This is a genomic window from Ruegeria lacuscaerulensis, from assembly GCF_013034685.1.
Classification (GTDB): domain Bacteria; phylum Pseudomonadota; class Alphaproteobacteria; order Rhodobacterales; family Rhodobacteraceae; genus Ruegeria; species Ruegeria lacuscaerulensis_B.
Genome location: NZ_WQGO01000003.1, coordinates 512702 through 535338, shown reverse-complemented (window position 1 = coordinate 535338; position 22637 = coordinate 512702). Strand labels below are relative to the sequence as shown.

Here is a 22637-nt window from a genome sequence, read left to right as displayed (position 1 = left end):
AGTCGCCCACCGGGCGACGGGGGCAGCGCCCCCTACTCCACGATCTCAGCCGTCTCGACGACCGCATGCAACAGAACATCAGCCCCTGCCGCAGCCCAATCTTTGCTGATTTCCTCAGCTTCGTTATGGCTTAATCCATCCACACAAGGACACATCACCATCGCCGTCGGCGCCACCCGGTTGATCCAGCACGCATCATGCCCGGCGCCTGAGATGATATCAGTATGCGAATACCCCAACCGTTCCGCAGCATCGCGCACAGCCGCCACACAGCCCTCATCGAACTGCACAGGATCAAACCCACCGACCTTCTCGAACTCGATCTGCAAGCCCATTTCTTCGACAATATCTTCAGCCGCAACGCGCAGTCGTGCCTCCATATCTTGAATCACGTCCAGATCGGGCGAGCGAAAATCGACCGTAAACACCGCCTTGCCAGGGATCACATTCCGCGAATTCGGGAACACATCGATATGCCCCGCCGCCCCAACGGCATGGGGCGCATGGGACCACGCAATCTCGTCCACTTTCTCAAGAATCCGCGCCATCGCCAGACCCGCATTCTTGCGCATCGGCATCGGGGTCGAGCCGGTATGGGCATCCTTGCCGTTCACCGTGATCTGGGTCCAACTCAGCCCCTGACCGTGGGTGACAACACCAATGTCCTTACCTTCCGCCTCAAGAATGGGTCCCTGTTCAATATGTAGTTCAAAGAAGGCATGCATCTTGCGCGCGCCCACCTCCTCTTCACCACGCCAACCGATCCGCTGCAATTCATCGCCAAAGGCCTTACCCTCAGCATCTTCACGCGCGTAGGCCCAATCCTGCGTGTGCATCCCGGCAAACACCCCCGAGGACAACATCGCAGGCGCATAGCGTGTCCCTTCCTCATTGGTCCAGTTCGTAGCCACAATGGGATGCTTTGTCTTTATCCCCAAATCGTTCAACGTTCGGATGATCTCCAAACCGCCAAGAACCCCCAAGACGCCGTCGTATTTCCCACCTGTCGGCTGAGTGTCCAAGTGCGAACCAACATAAACCGGCAAAGCGTCGGGATCTGTTCCCGCTCGGTGAGCAAACATATTGCCCATCTGATCCAAGCCTATGGAGCAACCCGCATCCTCACACCATTTCTGAAACAAGGCGCGGCCTTCAGCGTCCTCATCGGTTAGGGTCTGGCGGTTATTGCCGCCCGCAACACCGGGGCCGATCTTGGCCATCTCCATCAGACTGTCCCACAATCTGTCGCCATTGATCCTGAGGTTCTGCGCCGGAGCTGCCATCTTGTTCTTCCCTGTTGCTTGCGATTTGGCTCGCTTTTGGTGTCTTGATTTGACCATCTGGTCAAACTCACGCTATCACGGGTTCGAGATCAGTCAAGAAATTGCAGGACGCCATTAGATTTTTTGGCCTATCCAGCGCCCACTTGCCGTAAAATGAGACAGTCTGGAACAATGTCCAAAGACCGCGCCCCCACCAGAATTCAGAAAAAGAATCGCGCAGCGATTCTCGAGGCTGCCTTGAACGTGTTTTCATCCCATGGCTTCCGCGGCGCGACCGTAGACCAGATTGCCACCGAGGCAGGCCTGAGCAAGCCAAACCTCCTGTACTATTTCCCGACAAAAGAGGCCATTCACACCGCGCTCCTGTCCGGATTGCTGGAAACATGGCTGGCCCCTCTGCACGAACTGGATGCCAATGGCGACCCTATGGAGGAAATCCTCGCCTATATCCGACGCAAACTGGAAATGAGCCGCGATCTGCCGCGCGAAAGCCGCCTATTCGCCAACGAGCTCGTGCAAGGCGCGCCGCGCATTCAAGACTCGCTTTCAAGTGACCTCAAGATCTTGGTGGATGAGAAAACGGCGATTCTTGTCGGCTGGATGGATCAGGGGAAAATAGCGCAACTTCATCCGTATCACCTTATCTTTTCGATCTGGGCGCTGACCCAGCACTACGCCGATTTCGACGTACAGGTTCGTGCAATTTTGGGGGACGAAGATCCTTTTGAAGGCGCGGAACCTTTTGTAGACACGCTCTACCGGAAACTCCTTATGCCTTAAGGTCCAGTTAACCAAATTGCGGCAGCATATGCCCATGATTACCGTTCGCCCCTATCCCGATCCCTGGCTCGACCAGTTGTTTTCCACCAAATCCGCGCAACGCGGTGCGGTCGTGCGCAGGTCCACGAGCTGGGTGGAAAGAGAAGTAGGGCATGAGACGTTTCAGCAAGAAATAAGGCGGCGTGGATACCACCTGATCCGCACCGCCAACCAATATATCGTGATCTGCCACAGCGGCCCCATCGACATTTTGTTCTGAGAAAATTCGTCGAATTTTCTGATCCAAGATTTTTCGACGAAAAATCTCCTATTCCGCAGCTTTCGCCATCGGATTGTTCGGATGTGACGTCCAATTGGCGTAGTCAGGCTGCACTTCCCGTCCGGTACGCGGATCAATTTCGCCCGCATTCATCGGGACCATCGAAATGCACCCATCCACCGGGCACACATCCACGCATAGATTGCAGGCGACACATTCGTCATCCATCACCTCGAACACACGATCATCAGACATGGAAATCGCCTGATGGCTGGTATCCTCGCAAGCGGCATAGCAGCGGCCACATTTGATGCATTGGTCCTGATCGATCTTGGCCTTCGCCACATAGTTCAGGTTCAGATATTGCCAATCCGTCACGTTCGGCACGGCCAGACCAACAATCTCCGAGACGTCCTTATACCCCTTCTCGTCCATCCATTTGGACAGGCCCGCCGTCAGTTCATCAATAATCTTGAACCCATAGGTCATCGCAGCCGTACAGACCTGAACTGTGCCACAGCCCAAGGCCATGAACTCGGCCGCGTCCCGCCATGTGGTCACGCCTCCGATGCCGGAAATCGGCAGACCATGCGTTGCTTGCGCCCGCGCAATCTCTGACACCATCGACAGAGCGATCGGCTTCACCGCCGGACCACAATAGCCACCATGGCTGCCCTTGCCATCAATCGAAGGCTCGGGGCTGAACGTGTCCAGATTGACGCTAGTGATCGAGTTGATCGTGTTGATCAGGGATACCGCATCCGCGCCGCCATTCTTTGCAGCCTCGGCGGGTTTGCGGATATCTGTGATGTTGGGCGTCAACTTCACGATCACCGGACGGTCATAGTGTTTCTTGCACCACCGCGTGACCATCTCGATATATTCCGGTACCTGCCCGACAGCCGATCCCATCCCGCGCTCGCTCATCCCATGGGGACAGCCGAAGTTCAACTCGATCCCGTCAGCACCAGTTTCGGCAACACGTGGCAGGATGGCTCTCCAAGCCTCTTCCTCGCACGGCACCATGATCGAGGCGATCAGCGCGCGGTCCGGGTAGTCGGCCTTGACCCGGGCCATCTCTTCCAGGTTCACCTCAAGCGGGCGATCAGTGATCAGTTCGATGTTATTCAGCCCTAGCAGCCGCCGATCCGCGCCATAAATCGCACCGTACCGAGGCCCGTTTACGTTCACGACCGGAGGGCCCTCGGCCCCCAGCGTTTTCCAGACCACGCCGCCCCAACCGGCCTCGAAGGCGCGGCGGACATTGTATTCTTTGTCGGTCGGCGGCGCCGAGGCCAGCCAGTACGGGTTCGGGCTTTCGATACCCAGAAAGTTTGTCTGTAAATCAGCCATTTATCAGGCCCTCCTGATGCGGTTCAGCATCCAAAATAACAGTTTCACGCCGTCAGTGTGGCGTGGATGTCCATTGCCGCATCGCGGCCCTCGGCCACAGCGGTCACGGTCAGGTCTTCGCCACCAGCCGCGCAGTCACCCCCGGCCCAGACACCCGCCATCGAGGTCCGACCCGCGCCAGTGACAGCGATCTTGTTGCCGTCCAGCGTCAGCCCTTCGGGCGCGCCTTCCAGCGTCTGGCCAATCGCTTTCAAAACCTGATCCGCAGGCAAGCGGATCACTTCGCCCGTCCCGGTCAATTGACCGCCCTCGCTCGAGGTATACTCCAACTCAATCTCAGCCGCCGCGCCGTTTCCGTGCACGGCCACAGGCTGCACATTGGTCATGATCTTGACCCCATGTGAGGCCGCAAGGTCCTGCTCGTACCGGCTGGCGCCCATGGCGTCACGTCCCCGGCGATAAGCGATAGTGACATGTTCCGCCCCTAGCAGCTTGGACTTCACCGCCGCGTCCACGGCGGTCATGCCACCGCCAATGACGACCACATTGCGCCCCACCGGCAAGTCAGTCAAATCACCAGTCTGCCGTACATCCGAGATGAACTCGACCGCAGCCCGCACGCCATCCTTACCAACGCCACCCGCGCGCAGAGCGTTCACTCCGGCCAAGCCAATGGATAGGAAAACTGCGTCGTAATTTTCTGACAAGCCCTCCAGAGAGATCGTGTCGCCCAGAACCGAACCTGTCTCGATCGTGATCCCACCGATCTGCATTAGCCAATCCACCTCGGCCTGCGCGAAGTTGTTGGTCGATTTATAGGCCGCGATCCCATATTCGTTCAGGCCGCCCGGCTTGGGCTTGCTTTCGTGAATAACAACCTCATGCCCCAGCATCGCCAGCCGGTGTGCGCAGGCCAGACCTGCAGGCCCTGCCCCGATCACCGCAACGGTTTTGCCGGTCGACTCGGCACGCACAAACGGATGCGCCCCGTCTGCCATAACACTATCGGTTGCATAACGCTGCAAACGCCCAATCTCGACCGGAGCGCCCTCAGCTGCCTCGCGCACACAGGCTTCTTCGCACAATGTCTCGGTAGGACACACACGGGCGCACATGCCGCCCAGAATATTCTGCGCCAATATGGTCTCACCCGCCGCTTCAGGCTGACCGGCCTGAATCTGCCGCATGAACAACGGAATATCGATGTCCGTCGGACAGGCTGTCACACATGGCGCGTCATAGCAAAAGTAGCACCGATCTGCTGCCACGGCGGCCTCATGCGCGGCCAATGGCGGATGCAGATCCGTGAAATTCGAGGTCAGCTCATCGCTGGAAAGCCGCCCGGAGACAATGCCGGGGACCATCTGGCCCTGTGCCATCGCTCTACTCCCTGTAGATATGGTTTTTGTACTCTCAGCTTGCCACAGTCTGAAATTTTATCAATTGGTAAAATTTGCCAAATGGTCAAAAAATTAAAAAACCGGGCTCGACGGCCCGGTTTTCAGAAAATACTGCCTAAAATTACAGCGTCGCTGTCGGTCAGACCATGCCAGAGAGGTGCCCAGATTTGATCCAAACGCGGGCACCAACTGTCCCAGCGGTCGCAACAGACTGGGTTTCCGGCGGCAATCGAAGCCAATCCCAGGCAGAAAACTCTTCATCTGCTTCAGAAACAGACCCTTCGATGACGAACAGCTCCAGCCCTTGCTCTGCATCCAGTTTCAGCGATTCACCGGCGGCGAGGCTCAGGACTCTGACATCCTCTTGGGCATCCTTGAACAGTTGCAGTTTCTCTGCCCCGTTGATCGATCGCCGCACCTCAGTCCGATCCGCTGGATCGAACTGATGCAGCTTGACCAGAATCGTCGCGCCTTCCTTGGCCGAAGGCGTATGCGACGAGGTCGGCGGGTTGCGCACGTAGCTGCCCACCGGGAAATCCCCGGTTTCATCCTGAAAGACACCTTCAAGAACCAGATATTCCTCACCCCCATCATGGGTGTGCGCGGCAAAGGCGCTGCCCGGAGCAAAACGCACAATCGTGGTGGCGCGGGCGACCTCCTCACCGATACGGTCCAGCATCTTCCGCTCGACCCCGGCGGCGGGGGATTGGACCCATTCGTTCTGATCAAAGTGAACGGCGACGCGTTTGGTGAAATCTGCGTTGACCCTCATTTGAGATATCTCCTGTTTCGGCATCTTGGCATAAGATGGGGGCACGGTCCCGGTTTTCAAATTTTGCGCCCCAATACGGTGTTCACATCTGGTTTTGCCCGCCGCCCCTGCGTACTGTGCCGCCAACCGAAATACCCCAGTGATTGACCGGACACCGATGCAGGCCACCCCCAAGACATTCAACATCGTCCTGATCGGACAAAACAACCGCCTGCAATACGAGTCGCTACTGTTTGCCGCCTCACTCCGTCACAGCAGCCCCGACTTTGCCGGTCGTGTGTTCGTCGCCGTGCCCCAACCCGGCCCGCTTTGGTCACAAGACCCCAGCATTCAGAACGAAGATATCCTGAACGCGCTGCGCCAGTTGGATGTCGAGATTTTGCCCTTCGACTCGCAGGTATTTGGCGAAAGCTACCCCTACGGCAACAAAATCGAGGCTTTGCTGGCCCTGCCCGAGGGTGAGCCCTTTGTGTTCTTCGACAGTGACACGCTTATCACCGGTGATCTGAACACTGTCCCCTTTGATTTTTCCCACCCAAGCGCTTCGCTGAAGGTCGAGGGGACATGGCCCCGCCCGACCCTCTACGGCCCCGGTTTCGACGGAATTTGGCGGGCGCTCTATCAGCGGTTCAGCCTGGATTTCGACAGTTCGCTGGATACCGGCCAACCGCATGACTACTGGCGTCGTTACCTGTATTTCAACGCAGGCTACTTCTTCTATTCCTGCCCGCGCGCGTTTGGGGAGCGATTCCGTGACTACGCGCGGGCCATACGCGACGAAAATATCCCGGAACTGGCCGGTCAGGTGCTGGACCCCTGGCTTGATCAGGTAGCGCTGCCGCTGGTCATTCATTCACTGGGCGGAGGGCGCGACGCCCTGCCCGCTGGCCTGTTGGACGGCTCTGTCACTTGCCACTACCGGCTGTTTCCGCTGCTCTATGCCCGTGAAAGCGATCATGTGGTCGAGGTGCTGGAAACAGTGGCGGCCCCAAACCGGATCAAGAAAGTGCTCAAGGGCTATGACCCGATCCGCAAACTGGTGATTCAGCGCAAAGGTCACAAAATTCGCGCGATGTTCGACCGCGAGAACCTGCCGCAACGCGAGCGGGTTATCCGCAACAAGATCAAGGCGAAGGGATTGTGGATGCGCTGACTGCGTTGTTGTGCGCACGCCCCTGATCGCCTAGAGATTCTGCAACATAAATTCCAAAGGGAGATTTTGACCATGTCTGACGGCCCCACCTACGGCTTTGACACGCTTCAGATTCACGCAGGCGCCCGGCCCGATCCGGCCACAGGCGCGCGCCAGACGCCGATCTATCAGACCACGGCCTATGTCTTCCGTGATGCCGACCACGCGGCCGCGCTGTTCAACCTGCAAGAGGTGGGCTTCATCTATTCCCGTCTGACCAACCCCACCGTCGCCGTGCTGCAAGAGCGCGTGGCAACGCTTGAGGGTGGCGTGGGCGCTGTCTGCTGCTCATCCGGTCACGCGGCGCAGATCATGGCGCTGTTCCCGCTGATGGGACCGGGCTGCAACGTTGTGGCCTCGACCCGCCTGTATGGTGGCACGGTCACGCAGTTCAGCCAGACCATCAAACGATTTGGCTGGTCGGCCAAGTTCGTCGATATGGACGACCCCGAGGCGGTAAAGGCCGCGATTGACGAAAACACCCGCGCTGTGTTCTGCGAATCCATTTCGAACCCCGGTGGCTACGTCACCGATATCCGAGCAATGGCAGATGTTGCGGACGCGGCGGGCATTCCGCTGATCGTCGACAACACCTCGGCCACGCCTTACCTGTGCCGCCCCATCGAACAGGGTGCGACGTTGGTGGTGCATTCGACCACCAAATACCTGACCGGCAACGGCACCGTCACAGGCGGTTGCATCGTGGATTCGGGTAAGTTCGACTGGTCGGCGAATGAAAAGTTCCCCTCGCTCAGTGAACCCGAGCCCGCCTATCACGGCCTGAAATTCCATGAGACCTTCGGGCCGCTGGCTTTCACCTTCCACGGAATCGCCATCGGTCTGCGCGATCTGGGCATGACCATGAACCCGCAGGCGGCGCACTATACGCTGATGGGGATCGAAACCCTGTCGCTGCGGATGGAGCGTCACGTTGAGAACGCGCAGAAGATTGCGGCCTGGCTCGAAGCCGATGACCGGGTGGATTACGTGACCTATGCGGGCCTGCCCTCGTCCCCCTACCACGACCGGGTCAAGGCGCAGTACAAGAAAGGCGCCGGTGCGCTGTTCACCTTTGCAGTCAAAGGCGGCTATGATGCCTGCGTCAAGCTGGTGAACGCGCTGGAAATCTTCAGCCATGTTGCGAACCTCGGCGATGCGCGCTCGCTGATTATCCATTCGGCCTCGACCACGCACCGGCAGTTGACCCCTGAACAGCAAGAAGCTGCAGGGGCAGGTCCCGGCGTTGTACGTGTCTCGATCGGGATTGAAGATGCAGATGACCTGATCGCTGATCTGGATCAGGCTCTGTCCAAAGCCACCGCCTGAATGATGACGGACCACCGAACCAACGCCTTTGGCCAACCCATCGGAGCACTGGTGTCGGGTGAGTTCCCGCGCCCGATGCCACCGCGCACCGATATGCAGGGGCGGTTTTGTTCAGTGGTTCCTTTGGACGCGAAACAGCATACGTCCGGCCTCTACCGGGCGTTTGCGCAGGACGAAGACGGTCGAAACTGGACCTACTTGCCAGAAGAGCCGATCACATCCGAGCCCGCGTTCTCAGATTGGATGGAACAGGCCGAACGCAGCGCGGACCCGATGTTTCACACTATTCTGGACGCAACCGGCACCCCAGTTGGCCACGCGACCTATTTGCGTATCAATCCCGACGCCGGCGTCATCGAGGTCGGCTATATCCATTTCTCACCCTTGATGCAGCGCACGCCCGTGGCGACCGAAGCGATGTATCTGATGATGCGGCGGGTTTTCGACGAACTGGGCTATCGCCGGTATGAGTGGAAGTGCGATGCGTTGAACGCGCCGTCGCGCAGCGCGGCCGAGCGGCTGGGTTTCACCTTCGAAGGCATCTTCCGGCAAGCAACCCATTATAAAGGACGCAACCGGGACACCGCGTGGTATTCGATTCTGGACAGCGAATGGCCCCGTATTCGATCGGCTTTCGAGGCATGGTTGACCCCTGAAAACTTCGACCAGACGGGCCAGCAGCGCCAGTCACTGCAAGCCCGCGCATCACGCTGAGCTTACTGGGAAATCCCAAACTCCATCGTGACATTGACCGAGACCGAGACCTCGCCTCCTGCCACCGGAATTCCACCTGCATCCGCCGCCGCGAATTCGCGCATCTGGGCCGCAGGCCGGATGCCGCCGACCTGCTCGCTGATCTGCTGAACAGGGCCCAGTGTGACCGTGGCTGCCTGCGCCAGTTGCTCGGCCTTGGCTGTCGCCTCGGCCACGGCTTTGGCACGCGCCTCAGCCTCCAGCGGTTTGGGGTCTTGAATACCAAAGCTGAGACCGCCGAAATCATTGGCCCCGTCTTGGATGACCGCATCCATCACTGCGCCCAACTGCGTCAGATCACGCACCCGCACAAACACGCGGTTTGAGGCTGAAAAGCCCGAGATTTCAGGCCGTTCTCCAGCTTGGTTGCCACGGCCCGCCCAGACCGGTGACAGTGACAGATCGCGGGTCTGCACATCGCGCGCGTCGATCCCCATCTGGTCCAGCCGTGCCAGGATTTGCGACACAGCATCTGACGTGGCCTTCATCGCGGCAGCGGCCTGCGCATTCTCATTGGTAACGCCCAAAGTAATGGTGGCCATGTCCGGTTCAGCCAGCACAGTGCCTGCTGCGCTAACGGTGATGCGACGTTCTTCCGCATGGGCTGCGCCAACCGCGGTTGCGGCCATCAAGGCCGCCAGAAAAGCGAATTTCTTCAAGGTCTTCCCTCCGATTTCGTTACTGTCAAGATGGGGTGGCAAGGGTCTGCCGAACAAGGGGGAAACCCGGCTTTTTCTTTCCCTCGGCAAGATCCTGCTTTAATGTCGGTCTGCGGACGGGATGCCTGTCTGTTTTGACCCTGATAACTATGGTTCGTCCGGCTTATGAAACCTGCCTTTGAGCTGATTTTTTCGTCTACCGGAATCTCTTTGCACCATTTGGCCAACAATGACTCATTTTGGCTTGGTGATGTGTTCGTGGATGAGCCGGATCTGGGCGCGCAGCTTGCCACGCTACGCGACAAGGCCTTTGCGCTTGAGACGCAGCTGAGCTGTACGCTGGTGCTGCCGAAAGATCAGGTACGCTATCTGGCTGTCGACGCCGATGGCGCGGACGGATCTGTTGAGACGGCTCTGACCAGCGCGACGCCTTACACGTTGGACGAGCTGGTTTATGATACCGCAACAAGGGACCAGATCATTCACGTCGCCGCTGTGGCGAAACAAACGCTAACCGAAGCCCGCGAGTTTGCCACTGAACATGGATTCGTACCGGTTCAGATCACGGCACCAACCGATGGTGAAGACTATCCCGAAGCGCCTCAGTTCCTGTCACCCGAGCCTATCGCGGCACCCGTTCCCGACACTCCGCAACCAGCTGTACATGTCGTAGCGCCCTCTCCCGCTGCTGCGGATTTCCGGTCGGTCCCTGAAGCCGAGACTCGGTCCTTTCCGTATGCAGCGAACCTGACGCAATATACGGTTCCCGCAGCAGTCGCAGGTGTTGCAGCGGTGGCCATTTTAGTCTGGGCGCTTGGCGGCAATCCCGACGACGAAGTCCAAGAGACGGAAACCGCCCAAATCGAGGTTGATCCCGAGATTGCGGTCGCCCCGCCTGAACCATTGGAATCTGTGGAGGCCGATCCGGATGTGACGGACTTCGCGGAACCCGAACCAGATGAACCGCGCGCGACAGAAACGGTCGTAAGTGACCCCGTTGAAATAGAAACCGCCGCGTCCGAACCGATTCCGGCCCCTGCCGAACCTGAAGAACCTGCGCTTTCCGCTACGGATGTCGCCATCCTCGAGGCGCTGAAAGTCGCGCCCACCGTTGTTGAACCGATCGCGCCCGAACCTGAGCCGCAACCGCTGCTGCCTGCTGTGCGGTTTGAAATACCTCAGCCCCTGAACAACCCTGTCGCTGTTGAGGCCGAAGATATCTATCTGGCCTCCATCGACCCGTCGGACCTGTCGCGCGACGCGGTTGCCCTGCCGCAAGTCGCAAGGTTTGACACCGATCTGGAATTCGACCCGGTCGCGCAACCATCGGCTGCAGGCACCCGTTTTGAGTTGGACGAGCGCGGCTTGGTGACACCCACTGCCGAGGGCACGTTGAACCCGGACGGCATTGTCGTCTATCTCGGCCGCCCGTCGAAAGTACCCCCGGATGTCCCCGTGCGGTTCGAGGAAGAGCCTGTCCCTGATGAGGCGACATCGCGTCTGGCCGAGCTGCCGCCAAAGCCGCGCCCCGAGAACCTGATCGACCAGTTCGAGCGCCAGCAGCTTGGCGGGCGCACATTGCAGGAATTGGCAGTCTTGCGCCCCAAACTGCGACCTGCATCCCTGAAGCCGCCAGAGATTGACTACACACCCACCGCACTGGCCGTAGTTCGCGTCCCGCGCCCTAAACCGCGCCCTGCCGGGGCAGCTCGTAGCGCGCGTGTTAACACTGTGAATTTGGGATCGACCGCCGCCGTTGCGCAATCCGTTGACGAGGCGGAGTCCTTCCAGCCCAAAGCGGTCGCGCCAAAAATCCCGTCCTCTGCTTCGGTCGCGCGGCAGGCGACAATCGATAACGCGATCAACCTGCGCAAGCTGAACCTGATCGGCGTCTATGGGACGCCTGCCAACCGACGCGCCTTGGTGCGTCTGCCCAGTGGGCGCTACAAGAAGTTGAAAGTCGGAGACAGGCTGGACGGCGGCAATGTGGTGGCGATTGGCGATTCCGAACTGCGCTATCAAAAACGCGGCCAGAACGTAACATTGCGGCTGCCCAGAAGTTGATCACCGGGGGCGCAGGCCGCCCCCGAGATCAAGTTAAGACACAGGATCAAGCGGCTGAAATTTCACCGGATTCGATTTGTTCGCGCTCGATGGATTCGAACAGAGCCTGGAAATTTCCTTCACCAAACCCGTCATCTCCTTTGCGTTGGATAAACTCGAAGAAAATCGGGCCGATCACGGTTTTCGAGAAGATTTGCAGCAAGATCCGGGTTTCGCCCCCGTCCAGCACGCCCTCGCCGTCGATCAGAATGCCGTGTTTCATCATCCGGTCCAGCGGCTCTTCATGGTCGGCCACGCGGTCCTTGGACATGTGGTAATAGGCTTCGTTCGGGCCCGGCATAAACTTCAGACCCTTTTCGGCAATCGCATCGGTCGAGGCATAGATGTCCTCGCTGCCGACCGCGATATGCTGAATACCCTCGCCTTTGTATTTCTTGAGGTAGGACACGATCTGGCCCGTCTCGCCCCGGTCTTCGTTGATAGGAATGCGGATACGGCCGCAGGGGGATGTCAGCGCGCGGCTATAAAGCCCGGTGAACTTACCCTGAATGTCAAAAAAACGAATCTCACGGAAGTTGAACAAATCGCCGTAAAATTTGAACCACTTGTCCATATTTCCCTTGTAGACGTTGTGGGTCAGGTGATCGAGGTAATAGAACCCGTCGCCGCGCGGCTTGGACTGTTCGATCCATGTGAATTCCTGATTATAGGGTGAGGTGTCATAATATTGATCGATGAAATAGATCAGCGATCCGCCAATCCCTTTGATCGCGGGAACGTCCATCGTTTTGTCCGCAGCATCATAGGGCTCGGCGCCCTTGCTGACGGCATGCTCGAAGGCTTTTTTCGCATCCACAACTCGCCAGCCCATCGACGGGGCGCAAGGGCCATGTTCTGCGACAAACTTGGCGGCAAAGCTCTCGGGATCCGCGTTGAGGATATAGGTCACGTCGCCCTGCTGCCACAGCTCGACCGAGGGCTTGTCCTTGTGGTGGCCGACCAACTCAAACCCCATCTTGGCGAACAGGTCGCGCAGTTCCTGCGGCTCGGGATGGGCGAATTCGACAAACTCGAACCCGTCGGTTCCGGCCGGATTTTCGGGGCTGATGACAGATTTCGGGGCGTTATGCGGGAAGGGTCCCATGGCGCGTCTCCGTGAAAACAGGAATTTCTTTGCTGATTCCAAAATATGTCTTATTCGGCGCTGTTTCTGCGCATTGTTTTCGAGTAAACTAAGTTCAAGTGCGAGATATCCGCACGTTTTGATGATTTAATGAGGAATTTGCGCAGGTGTTGGATTCAATAGACACACGGCTTTTGTCGGCGCTTCAGACAAATGCGCACCTGACGGCCCATCAATTGGGTGAGATGCTGAACCTGTCGCCCAGTCAGGCCGGACGCCGCCGTCAACGGCTCGAGGCCGAGGGGTATATCACCGGCTATGCCGCGCGGCTGGACCCACTGAAGCTTGGCTTGCAGGTGCAAGGTTTTATCCAGGTACATCTGGGCACCCATGGCCCCGAGCAATCCGACAGTTTCGCCCGTTTGGTGGACACGCGACCCGAGATCACCAGCGCCTGGACGATGACCGGCGAGGCTGACTATCTGCTGCATGTATATTGCGACGATCTTTCCGCGCTCAATCGCTTGCTTCATCAAGTGATACTGCCGCATCCTGCGGTAGCACGGGTGCAAAGCCAGATCGTGATGGACCAACTCAAGCGCGATGCGCCCCTGCCCACCTGACCCGAGAGGATAATATGGACGATTTCCTATACCAGGCTTCGATCTATCTGGCGGCCGCCGTGATCGCTGTGCCCTTGTCAGCACGCCTGGGTCTTGGGTCGGTATTGGGATACCTGGCCGCTGGCATTGTCATCGGTCCGATGTTCGGACTGGTGGGGGCCGAGACTGAAAGCCTGCAACATGTTGCCGAATTCGGTGTCGTCATGATGCTGTTCCTGATCGGGCTGGAACTGGAGCCTCGCGCCTTGTGGGATATGCGCGAACGGCTACTGGGTCTTGGTGGGCTGCAGGTTCTGTTGTCCACTGCGGTGATTGCCTGCGTGGCCATGTATGCCAACCACCCGTGGTCGGTGGCGCTAGCTGTCGGGTTGACCCTGTCATTGTCCTCAACCGCGATTGTGCTGCAAACCCTGTCGGAAAAGGGGTTGATGCAGACAAATGGCGGCCGGGCTACGTTCTCAGTTCTGTTAACGCAGGATATTGCGGTGATCCCGATGCTGGCCTTGCTGCCTCTGCTAGCGCTGCCTGCGGTGCCTCACATCCAGAATGACGGATCTATCGAGCGGGGCGCGGCTGATCTGCATGACAAGGCCCATCACAGCCTATCCCTGGTCGAAGGCCTGCCCGGGTGGGCTGTGACGCTAGTGACACTGGCCGCCATCGCTTTCGTCATTCTTGCCGGCATCTACCTGACCCGCCCCTTGTTTCGCTTCATCCATGCCACCCGCCTGCGCGAGATGTACACGGCGCTGGCGCTGATGATCGTCGTGGGGATTTCCTTCCTGATGACGTTGGTCGGCCTTTCGCCTGCCCTTGGCGCATTCCTGGCAGGCGTGGTTCTGGCAAGTTCGGAGTTCCGCCATGAAATGGAAAGCGACCTGGAACCGTTCAAAGGTCTGTTTTTGGGGTTGTTCTTTATCACCGTGGGGGCCGGGATTGATGTCGCCTATTTCTTCAACGACCCGTTTGATCTGATAGGCCTCGCCCTTTTGGTCATTCTGGCCAAAGGCATCATCCTGTTTCTGGTTGGCCGTGCCTTCAAACTGCGCGGGCGCGATCATTGGCTATTCACCTTGGGTTTAGCGCAAGCGGGTGAATTTGGCTTTGTTCTGCTGGCCTTCTCAACACAGCAAAACGTCATCCCGCCCGATCTGTCACAAAAGCTGCTGATGATCATCGCCCTTACAATGTTGATTACGCCACTTTTGTTCATCATCTACGACCTGCTCTCGCGCCGGATCAGCGATGGCGGACCCGCCCCCGAACCCGATGAGATCGACGAGAAAGGCCCGGTGATCATCGCAGGCATCGGTCGGTTTGGTCAGATCGTGAACCGGCTGGTGCGTGCCAGCGGGTTCAAGACAATCGTTCTGGATCACGATATCGAAACCATCCAGCTGATGCGTCGGTTTGGCGTCAAAGGGTTCCTGGGCGATCCCACCCGCCCAGAACTGCTGCGTGCCGCCGGGTTAGAGAAAGCCTCGGTTCTGGTTGCTGCGATGGATGACCCCAAGACAGTCACGCGGCTGGTCAGCTTCGCCCGCCGCCAGCGTCCCGACCTTCATATCGTCGCCCGCGCTCATGACCGAACCCATGTGTACGAGCTGTATCAGGCCGGGGCCAATGACATCGTGCGCGAGATGTTTGACGGATCGCTCCGGGCTGGACGCTATGTGCTCGAGAATATCGGCCTCAGCGACTACGAGGCGGCGCAGGCCGAGCAGACCTTTTACCACCACGACCGGACCGCTGTTCGGGAATTGGCCGAACTGTGGATCCCCGGGATGCCCACCGGCGAGAACAAGAAATATATCGATCGGGCCCGGCAGCTTGAAAAGGACCTAGAGACTGAGCTGTTGGAACTGGCCGAAAAACACGCCCAGAAATCGGCCTGACCGTTCCCCGGTCAGGCCCTTCAACTTAACCGTCCGACACGCCTGCTTCGGCAAAGGTTGCCATACCGGAATGACAGGCGACAGCGCTTTTAACGATATTGATCGCCAAAGCACCACCAGACCCTTCACCCAGACGTAGGCCGAGGCTGAGCAGCGGCTCTTTGCCAAGCTGGGCGAGCACCGCGCCATGCGCGCCTTCAGCGCTTTGATGGCCTGCCACGGTGTGATCCAGCGCCCCGTCGACCGTGCGGGCCAGACAGGCCGCAGCAGCTGAACAGATGAACCCGTCCAAAACAACCGGAATGCGCAGGATGCGGGCGGCAGCAATCGCCCCAGCCATGGCCGCAATCTCGCGCCCGCCCAGACAGCGCAGCACCTCCAACCCGTCGCCCGAGCCGCCATGCAGGGCTACGCCCTCTGCCACCACACGGGTTTTGTTGGCCAGCCCAGCATCGTCCACGCCGGTTCCACGCCCAGTCCAATCGGCGGCTTCGCCTCCGAACAGGGCGCAGGCAATCGCGGCGGCGGGGGTGGTATTGCCAATCCCCATCTCGCCCACGACCAGCAGGTCAGCTTCCGGGTTCACTGCGTTCCAGCCGGTTTGCAGCGCACGCAACAGTTCGTCCTCGGACATGGCCGGACCGGTGGTGAAATCCACGGTCGGACGGTCAAGCTCCAGCGCGTGCACGTCCATCGTTGCTCCCGCCGCTTTGGCCAACTGGTTGATCGCCGCGCCGCCATGTTCGAAATTCATCACCATCTGCACGGTCACTTCGGGCGGAAAGGCCGAAACTCCCTGCGCCGTAACACCATGGTTTCCGGCAAAGACAATGACCTGCGGCGCATTGATCTGCGGCCGCGCGTCCCCACGCCAGGCCGCATACCAGATCGCCAGATCTTCCAGCCGCCCCAGCGCACCTGGAGGTTTGGTCAATTGTCCGTTCCGGTCCGCGGCACCCTGACGGGCGTCGCCATCGGATCCGGGCGCACTAGAAAGGGCGTCACGAAAAGAATTCAGGTCGGTCAGGTCTGGCAGCATCCAAAGCCTCGTTGCATCAGAGTGGTCCTGTGTGTTTAACCGAAGCGACCAAAGCAACAAGACCCTGAAAGGCGCGGGAGTGCTAAAAAACGACACCAAACTCATTTCCCACTGGGATATACTGCTGGCACTGGTCCTGTTGACGCGTTTACCGATCCCGCGCCTGCCCGAGGATGCTTTTGATCGTCAGGTCTTGGCCGCCTGGGCGTTTCCGTTCGCCGGTTTCGTTGTCGGCGCTCTGGCCTGTGCGGCGGGATGGGTCGGATCGGCTTGGGGCCTGCCCCCGTTGGCCTGCGCCGTCATACTGGTTGCGGTGCTGATCCTGTGTACCGGGGCCATGCACGAGGACGGGCTGGCTGACACCACAGACGGGTTCTGGGGCGGGTTTGACCCGGCCCGACGTCTTGAGATCATGAAAGACAGCCACATCGGCACTTATGGCGTTCTTGCCCTGATCTTGTCGCAAGCCCTGCGCGTTGCGCTGATCGCCCCCTTGCTGGCAACTGGCGCTTTCGGAGGCATACTGACTGCCTGCATCCTGTCGCGCGCAATGATGCCGATATTGATGACTGCCCTGCCCAACGCCAGAAACGCCGGCCTGAGCCATTCGGTCGGCGCTCCCCTGTCGTCCACTACTGGGATTGGGGCTGCCTTTGCCCTCGCAATGGCCCTGATCTTGATTGGTGCCACCGCATTTAAGGCTTTGATTGTCGCCGCTATTGTTACGTTCGCCATCGGTTTGGTCGCCAGATCCAAAATTCGTGGACAGACCGGCGACGTGTTGGGCGCAACGCAGGTGATGACCGAGCTTGCCATTCTGATAGCGCTGGCGGCGGCGCTTTAGGACGCGCCTCCAGTTTCGATCCGCAACACTTCGCCGCAATGTTTGCAGTGCACAGCGTCTGGGTCGTGTCGATACAAGCCGCAGCTTCGGCATTTGTGCCGTACTTTTTGTGGCATGAAAATCGCCTGCGCCAGCCGCACGAACAGCGCCACCCCAACCACCATGATAAAGACCGAAATCAGCTTACCGCCCGGTGTGTCCAGCGTGATGTCGCCGAACCCCGTTGTCGTCAGCGTCGCCATGGTGAAATACAAAGCGTCAATATAGGGGGTCTGGCTATCCTCGGGGATGAAAAAGACCAGAACGGCAGTCGAGGTCACGAATACAAAGACCAGCAGATTGATGGCGGCAATAACCGCGTCTTCATGGGTGCGGAAATATTGGACGTCGCGGCGCAGATCGCGCAGTAAGTGAAAGGAATGGATCAGGCGCAGAGCGCGCAGAATCCGCAGAAAGGCCAGATTGCCCGAAAGGAATGGGTCGAGCATTAGCGACACGATCACAACCAGATCGGCCAGGGTGTAAATCTTGAAGAACAGTTTGCGCCGGTCCCGCGCGATCCATAGGCGCGCCGAAAAGTCCAGCAGGATCAGGAACCCGACGAACATGCTGGCGATCGTGATCCCAGGACCGTGTGAAATATGCGCAGTGGCGACAAAAAACACGATTGTCACCGCGTCGAACAGGATCAGCCCATAGCGGAACCAGACCGAAACCGGATCATGTCCGATATACAGATATTTGAGCGTTTTCTTTATCTGGGCCATCTAGACGCCTCTACCTATTGGGAAAATACCCCCAAACGAAGAGGTAGAAAATAAAAAAGGCCGCCCCCAACAGGAGCGGCCCAAACTATTCAAAGCAATGCGATCAGGCAGCGCGCGAGGTCAGCACCTCATCTACCTGCTTGGCGGCCGACACTTCACCGGCGCCGGATACGGCTGCAACTTCACGAGTCAGACGTTCCAAGGCAGCTTCATAGAGCTGACGCTCGGAATAGCTTTGTTCGCGCTGATCGTCAGTGCGGTGCAGGTCGCGGACCACCTCTGCGATCGAGATCAGGTCGCCCGAGTTGATTTTCTGTTCATATTCCTGCGCCCGGCGCGACCACATTGCGCGCTTCACCTTGGCCTTGCCCTTCAACGTCTTCATCGCCTGAGAGATCACGTCGGGCGAACTCAGCGACCGCAGACCGGATTCGGTCACCTTGTTGGTCGGCACCCGCAGGGTCATCTTGTCTTTCTCGAACGAGATCACAAACAGCTCAAGCGAATACCCGGCAACTTCCTGTTCCTCGATCGAGATAATCTGACCCACACCATGCGCGGGGTAGACCACATAATCGTTCGGGCGGAACTCAAGCTTTTTCGACTTAGACATTCAGGTTCATCCTTGGTTAGCAGAGCCAGACAAAAAAACGACAAAACACCCCAAAACCGTGCCTTGAAGGCCCGGTCAGGCAGTTTGTTTGTCAAAAAATTAGAACTCCAAAGCGTCCATACTTACGGAGTCATCCCCAGCTCAGTCATCATTCAGCTACGAAGTATATCACAAAAATGCGACACACAAAAGCGCTACCGACCAATGAGCCGATAAAATCATTATTAAACATAAGGTTGTGGCGTTTTTTCGGCATCTAAACCACTGAGTTCAGAGAGCGAATCGCTTAGCCACCTTCGCCGGGCGCTTCAGAGAAGTACTTCTCCATCTTGCCTTCTTCGCCGTCGCGTTCCTCGGCTTCTGGCAAGGGGTCTTTCTTGGTCACGATGACCGGCCACATTTCCGAGTATTTTCGGTTGAACTCGACCCATTCATCCATACCCGGCTCGGTATCGGGGCGGATTGCGTCGGCGGGGCATTCGGGTTCGCACACGCCGCAGTCGATGCATTCATCGGGGTGGATGACCAACGTGTTCTCACCTTCGTAGAAACAATCCACCGGGCATACTTCGACACAGTCGGTATATTTGCAGCCAATGCAGTTTTCAGTGACAACGTAGGTCATGGTCGGATTCCCGTTTGCGCTTTGGGCGTCTAGCTAAATCAGTATGGCGTCAGCTTCAAGATAGGATCAGCTATCTTGATTGCGAGAAAGATCAAGCGCGCGCCGATCTTTCTTGGTTGGACGACCTTTTCCTTCAAAGCTTGGATTTTGCAGCGGCTTGTCCTGCTTTTCGGTCAAATCCGTATATAGCGTTTGTGCCTCGGGGGCCGGACCGCGCCGTTCACCCAGTTTTTCCACCCGCACAACACGCACAATGCGGCCCTGAGGAAAGGTCAGAACATCGCCGGGGTTGATAGCTGTCGCCGGTTTCAGAACCCGGTTACCGTTGACACGCACATGGCCGCCGCTGACCTGTTTGGCGGACAGGCTGCGGGTCTTGAAGAACCGCGCCTGCCACAGCCATTTGTCGATCCGCAGCTTGGCCTCGGACATCCGTGCTTAGTTGCCGTCCTTCAGCCCCATCAACGCAGCGGCGAAGGGGTTGTCGGGATCAATGGCTTTCTCTTTCTTGGGCGGTCGGGACGAGAAGGATTTCGCGCCCTGCGGTTTACCACCCTTCTTGCCGTGCGGCTTGCCGCGACCGTCCTGAGGTTTGCCACGCGGCTTGCCCTTGCCCTGCCCCTGTTCGCGGCGCGGGCCACGATTCTGCTGGCGCTGACGGCCCCATGTGAAGGTGTAGAACACTTCAACTTCAGGCTCATCGCTTGCGAGTTCTGCGGCAGGAGCCTCGGCTGCTGCCTCGGTGCTTTCGGTGGCCTCGGCTAGCGCCTCGGCGGGTGCGGGCGCATCGTCTGTCGCAACTGCTTCTGCCGGGGTTTCCTCAGCAGCAGGTTGCTCGGGCGCTTCCGCCGCAGGTTGTTCCGCAAGCGCGGCTTTGACCTTTTCACGCTCACCCCGTTCGGCCTTATAGCCCAAGCCCTGCATCAGGTCGGCAAATTGTTCCAGCGTCATACCGGTGATCGAGAGCATGTCGGGCTTGGCTTCGAACCCGCCCCGGCTGTCCTCAGACCGCAGCATGTCTGCCAGACGTTCCAGCATATCAATACGGATCGAGCGCTCACCGGCGTCGCGGTAACCGCACATGGTGTCATACCCTTGCGGCGCGTCCTTAGCGACGGGGACCGTAACCAGACCCGGAGGCGGCGCTTCAGGGAATTCCTGCAAGCCGCTAGACAGCGCCCACAGAACCAGACGCAAGCGCGTCGGCGCGGGTTTCAGCAGCAGCGGCATGAAGATCGTGAATTGACCGAAGCGGATGCCGTGCTTGCGCAGCGCACCGCGAGCGTCCTGATCCAGATCCTTGACCTCTTGCGCGACCTGCGCACGCGGCAAGATGCCCAATGCCTCGACCATGCGGAATGCAAAGCCCTTGGCCAGACCGCTGAGTTCCTCGTCCCGCGACAGGTTCAGCAGCGGTTCAAACAGCGCGGCCACCTTACGGTCAATGAAATGCTGCAGCCGGCGCTGCACCTTCTGTTCGACATCGGGGCCTGCGGCTTCGTCTACGAAAACCTCGACCATAGGCTTGAGCGGCTCGGCCCCGGCAACCAGCTTGCCGACGGCATATTCGCCCCACATCAGGCCACCTTGTTCGGTGAAATCAATTTCGGTATCGGGCGCGTTGTAGAAGCGATCGGCGCGCAGATGGAATTGCGGCGCGAGGGCCTGCAAGGACGCCGATTTCAAGGCTTTCGCCTCGGTCCCCTGCGCAGCCTTGTCCGGGCTAAACCGGAACCCTTCCAAACGACCGACAAATTCGCCTTCGACGGTCACTTCACCCTTGTCATTTACTTCGGCCAAAAGGGCCTCCTTCTGTTTGAGCCGCCGCAGCAAAACGGATGTGCGCCGGTCCACAAATCGTTGGGTCAGACGGTCATGTAATGCATCTGACAGCCTGTCTTCTACAGTGCGCGTTTCCTCACGCCAATGGGATTCGTCACGCACCCATCCGTTTCGTTGCGCAACATATGTCCAGGTGCGAATATATGCCAGCCGTTTGGACAGCGCATCAATATCTCCGTCTGTCCGGTCAATCCGGCGGATTTGCCGCGCCATGAAGTCATCAGGGATCAACTGGCGTTCGTGCAGATGGCCGTAGATCACCTCGAGCAGGCTGGCATGTTCCGAATGGCTGATGCCGCGAAAATCGGGGATTCGGCATACATCCCACAACAAGCGGATGGATTGCGGATCGCTTGCGCGGGCCATCACTTCGGTCACTTGCGACAGGGATTTCAGCACGTTCAGATCGTCGGCGGGCCGCGCTTTGAGTAGGTTTTCATTGTCCGGGCTGACTTCAAGCGAGTTGATCAGCGCCTCGATGGATCCGAACCGCAAAGCGGCATTCCGCCAGTTCAGCTTTTTCATCGGCGTAAAGCGGCTGTCCATGATGGCCTGCGCCACACCGTCATCCAGCGGCGGGGCCTCGCCCGTAACACCGAACGTGCCATCCGACATGCCGCGCCCGGCCCGGCCGGCGATCTGGGCCAGTTCGTTGGGGGCAAGTGGCCTCATCCTCCGACCGTCGAACTTGGTCAGCGAAGAAAACGCGACGTGATTCACATCCAGGTTCAGGCCCATCCCAATTGCGTCGGTGGCGACCAGATAATCCACCTCACCATTCTGATAGAGATCGACCTGCGCGTTCCGCGTACGCGGGCTGAGCGCCCCCATCACCACGGCCGCCCCGCCCTTTTGACGACGCAGCAGTTCCGCGATGGCATAGACGTTATCAACCGAGAACCCGACGATGGCACTGCGCGGGGGCATCCGGCTGATCTTTTTCGACCCGGCATAGACCAGTTGAGACATCCGTTCGCGCCGCACAAACTGTGCCTCAGGCACCAGCGCTGATATGGGACCACGCATGGTGTCCGAGCCTAGGAACAGCGTCTCGCTTGTGCCGCGCGACCGCAACAGACGGTCTGTGAAGACATGGCCGCGCTCGGGGTCGGTACACAGCTGGATTTCGTCGATGGCCACGAAATCGGCGCCCATACCCTCGGGCATCGCCTCGACCGTACAGACCCAATACTGGGTGCGTGGCGGCACGATGCGCTCTTCGCCCGTGACAAGCGCCACGACCGACGGCCCGCGAATGGCGACGATCTTGTCATAAACCTCGCGCGCGAGCAGACGCAGCGGCAGGCCAATGATACCGGTCCGGTGGCCCAGCATACGTTCAATCGCGTAATGCGTTTTGCCTGTGTTCGTCGGGCCCAGTACGGCCACGATTCGGGATGACCCGCTCACTCTTGCCCCCTGCCC

At 58.8% G+C, this 22637-nt stretch carries 21 protein-coding genes; 9 read left to right on the top strand and 12 right to left on the bottom strand.

The genetic code is table 11. From position 1 onward, the window contains the following. Positions 1-32: 32 nt before the first annotated feature. Positions 33-1283, bottom strand: a complete 1251-nt coding sequence (locus GOV80_RS10335; RefSeq protein WP_170784464.1) for a Zn-dependent hydrolase — start codon at positions 1281-1283, stop codon at positions 33-35. Between the two features lie 171 nt (positions 1284-1454). On the opposite strand from GOV80_RS10335, the gene GOV80_RS10330 reads away from it, so the two are divergent. Next, positions 1455-2063, top strand: coding sequence for a TetR family transcriptional regulator C-terminal domain-containing protein (locus GOV80_RS10330; RefSeq protein WP_170784462.1), 609 nt, complete (start codon positions 1455-1457; stop codon positions 2061-2063). A 34-nt stretch (positions 2064-2097) separates the two neighbouring features. Beyond that, positions 2098-2322 carry an N-(5'-phosphoribosyl)anthranilate isomerase gene (locus tag GOV80_RS10325; RefSeq protein ID WP_237215754.1) on the top strand — a complete coding sequence of 75 codons (225 nt, stop codon included), beginning with the start codon at positions 2098-2100 and terminating at the stop codon, positions 2320-2322. 48 nt (positions 2323-2370) lie between these two features. Here the strand turns inward: GOV80_RS10325 and preA are convergent, their stop codons facing one another. From preA to GOV80_RS10310, 3 genes are all read right to left on the bottom strand, one after another. Next, positions 2371-3675: an NAD-dependent dihydropyrimidine dehydrogenase subunit PreA gene (preA, locus tag GOV80_RS10320; RefSeq protein WP_170784458.1), complete on the bottom strand. Its 1305-nt coding sequence runs from the start codon at positions 3673-3675 to the stop codon at positions 2371-2373. 44 nt (positions 3676-3719) lie between these two features. After that, the gene (locus tag GOV80_RS10315; RefSeq protein WP_170784456.1) at positions 3720-5054 is read right to left on the bottom strand and encodes an NAD(P)-dependent oxidoreductase; all 1335 of its coding nucleotides are present in this window, start codon (positions 5052-5054) and stop codon (positions 3720-3722) included. 160 nt (positions 5055-5214) lie between these two features. Beyond that, on the bottom strand, positions 5215-5847 hold the full coding sequence (locus GOV80_RS10310; RefSeq protein ID WP_170784454.1) for a cupin domain-containing protein: 633 nt from the start codon (positions 5845-5847) through the stop codon (positions 5215-5217). A 157-nt stretch (positions 5848-6004) separates the two neighbouring features. Here GOV80_RS10310 and GOV80_RS10305 point away from each other — a divergent pair, with 157 nt between their 5' ends. From GOV80_RS10305 to GOV80_RS10295, 3 genes are all read left to right on the top strand, one after another. Further along, positions 6005-7000 (top strand): hypothetical protein, encoded by a 996-nt coding sequence (locus GOV80_RS10305; protein ID WP_170784691.1) that lies wholly within the window; start codon positions 6005-6007, stop codon positions 6998-7000. A 72-nt stretch (positions 7001-7072) separates the two neighbouring features. Beyond that, positions 7073-8365, top strand: coding sequence for an O-acetylhomoserine aminocarboxypropyltransferase/cysteine synthase family protein (locus tag GOV80_RS10300; RefSeq protein ID WP_170784452.1), 1293 nt, complete (start codon positions 7073-7075; stop codon positions 8363-8365). Between the two features lie 3 nt (positions 8366-8368). Then, entirely contained in the window at positions 8369-9079 is a 711-nt protein-coding gene (locus tag GOV80_RS10295) for a GNAT family N-acetyltransferase (protein ID WP_170784689.1), read from the top strand. 2 nt (positions 9080-9081) lie between these two features. On the opposite strand, the gene GOV80_RS10290 is transcribed toward GOV80_RS10295, so the two are convergent. Further along, on the bottom strand, positions 9082-9777 hold the full coding sequence (locus GOV80_RS10290; RefSeq protein ID WP_170784450.1) for an SIMPL domain-containing protein: 696 nt from the start codon (positions 9775-9777) through the stop codon (positions 9082-9084). 258 nt (positions 9778-10035) lie between these two features. Here GOV80_RS10290 and GOV80_RS10285 point away from each other — a divergent pair, with 258 nt between their 5' ends. Further along, positions 10036-11841 (top strand): hypothetical protein, encoded by a 1806-nt coding sequence (locus GOV80_RS10285; protein ID WP_336510149.1) that lies wholly within the window; start codon positions 10036-10038, stop codon positions 11839-11841. Positions 11842-11887: 46 nt separating this feature from the next. Here the strand turns inward: GOV80_RS10285 and hppD are convergent, their stop codons facing one another. Beyond that, positions 11888-12985, bottom strand: coding sequence for a 4-hydroxyphenylpyruvate dioxygenase (hppD, locus tag GOV80_RS10280; RefSeq protein WP_170769455.1), 1098 nt, complete (start codon positions 12983-12985; stop codon positions 11888-11890). Positions 12986-13131: 146 nt separating this feature from the next. On the opposite strand from hppD, the gene GOV80_RS10275 reads away from it, so the two are divergent. Beyond that, positions 13132-13587, top strand: a complete 456-nt coding sequence (locus GOV80_RS10275) for an Lrp/AsnC family transcriptional regulator (protein ID WP_170769454.1) — start codon at positions 13132-13134, stop codon at positions 13585-13587. 14 nt (positions 13588-13601) lie between these two features. Beyond that, the gene (locus tag GOV80_RS10270) at positions 13602-15482 is read left to right on the top strand and encodes a monovalent cation:proton antiporter-2 (CPA2) family protein (RefSeq protein ID WP_170784446.1); all 1881 of its coding nucleotides are present in this window, start codon (positions 13602-13604) and stop codon (positions 15480-15482) included. 25 nt (positions 15483-15507) lie between these two features. On the opposite strand, the gene cobT is transcribed toward GOV80_RS10270, so the two are convergent. Next, positions 15508-16521, bottom strand: coding sequence for a nicotinate-nucleotide--dimethylbenzimidazole phosphoribosyltransferase (cobT, locus tag GOV80_RS10265; RefSeq protein ID WP_170784444.1), 1014 nt, complete (start codon positions 16519-16521; stop codon positions 15508-15510). 79 nt (positions 16522-16600) lie between these two features. On the opposite strand from cobT, the gene cobS reads away from it, so the two are divergent. Further along, positions 16601-17365, top strand: a complete 765-nt coding sequence (cobS, locus tag GOV80_RS10260; protein ID WP_170784442.1) for an adenosylcobinamide-GDP ribazoletransferase — start codon at positions 16601-16603, stop codon at positions 17363-17365. Here the strand turns inward: cobS and GOV80_RS10255 are convergent. From GOV80_RS10255 to GOV80_RS10235, 5 genes are all read right to left on the bottom strand, one after another. Continuing rightward, positions 17362-18132 carry a potassium channel family protein gene (locus tag GOV80_RS10255; protein ID WP_170769450.1) on the bottom strand — a complete coding sequence of 257 codons (771 nt, stop codon included), beginning with the start codon at positions 18130-18132 and terminating at the stop codon, positions 17362-17364. The genes cobS and GOV80_RS10255 overlap by 4 nt on opposite strands. 103 nt (positions 18133-18235) lie before the next feature. Further along, positions 18236-18745 (bottom strand): CarD family transcriptional regulator, encoded by a 510-nt coding sequence (locus GOV80_RS10250; protein ID WP_170381457.1) that lies wholly within the window; start codon positions 18743-18745, stop codon positions 18236-18238. A 286-nt stretch (positions 18746-19031) separates the two neighbouring features. Further along, the gene (gene fdxA / locus GOV80_RS10245) at positions 19032-19370 is read right to left on the bottom strand and encodes a ferredoxin FdxA (protein WP_170769449.1); all 339 of its coding nucleotides are present in this window, start codon (positions 19368-19370) and stop codon (positions 19032-19034) included. Between the two features lie 66 nt (positions 19371-19436). Beyond that, the gene (locus tag GOV80_RS10240; protein WP_170769448.1) at positions 19437-19802 is read right to left on the bottom strand and encodes an RNA-binding S4 domain-containing protein; all 366 of its coding nucleotides are present in this window, start codon (positions 19800-19802) and stop codon (positions 19437-19439) included. A 6-nt stretch (positions 19803-19808) separates the two neighbouring features. Further along, positions 19809-22622, bottom strand: coding sequence for a helicase-related protein (locus tag GOV80_RS10235; protein WP_170784440.1), 2814 nt, complete (start codon positions 22620-22622; stop codon positions 19809-19811). Positions 22623-22637: the final 15 nt, after the last annotated feature.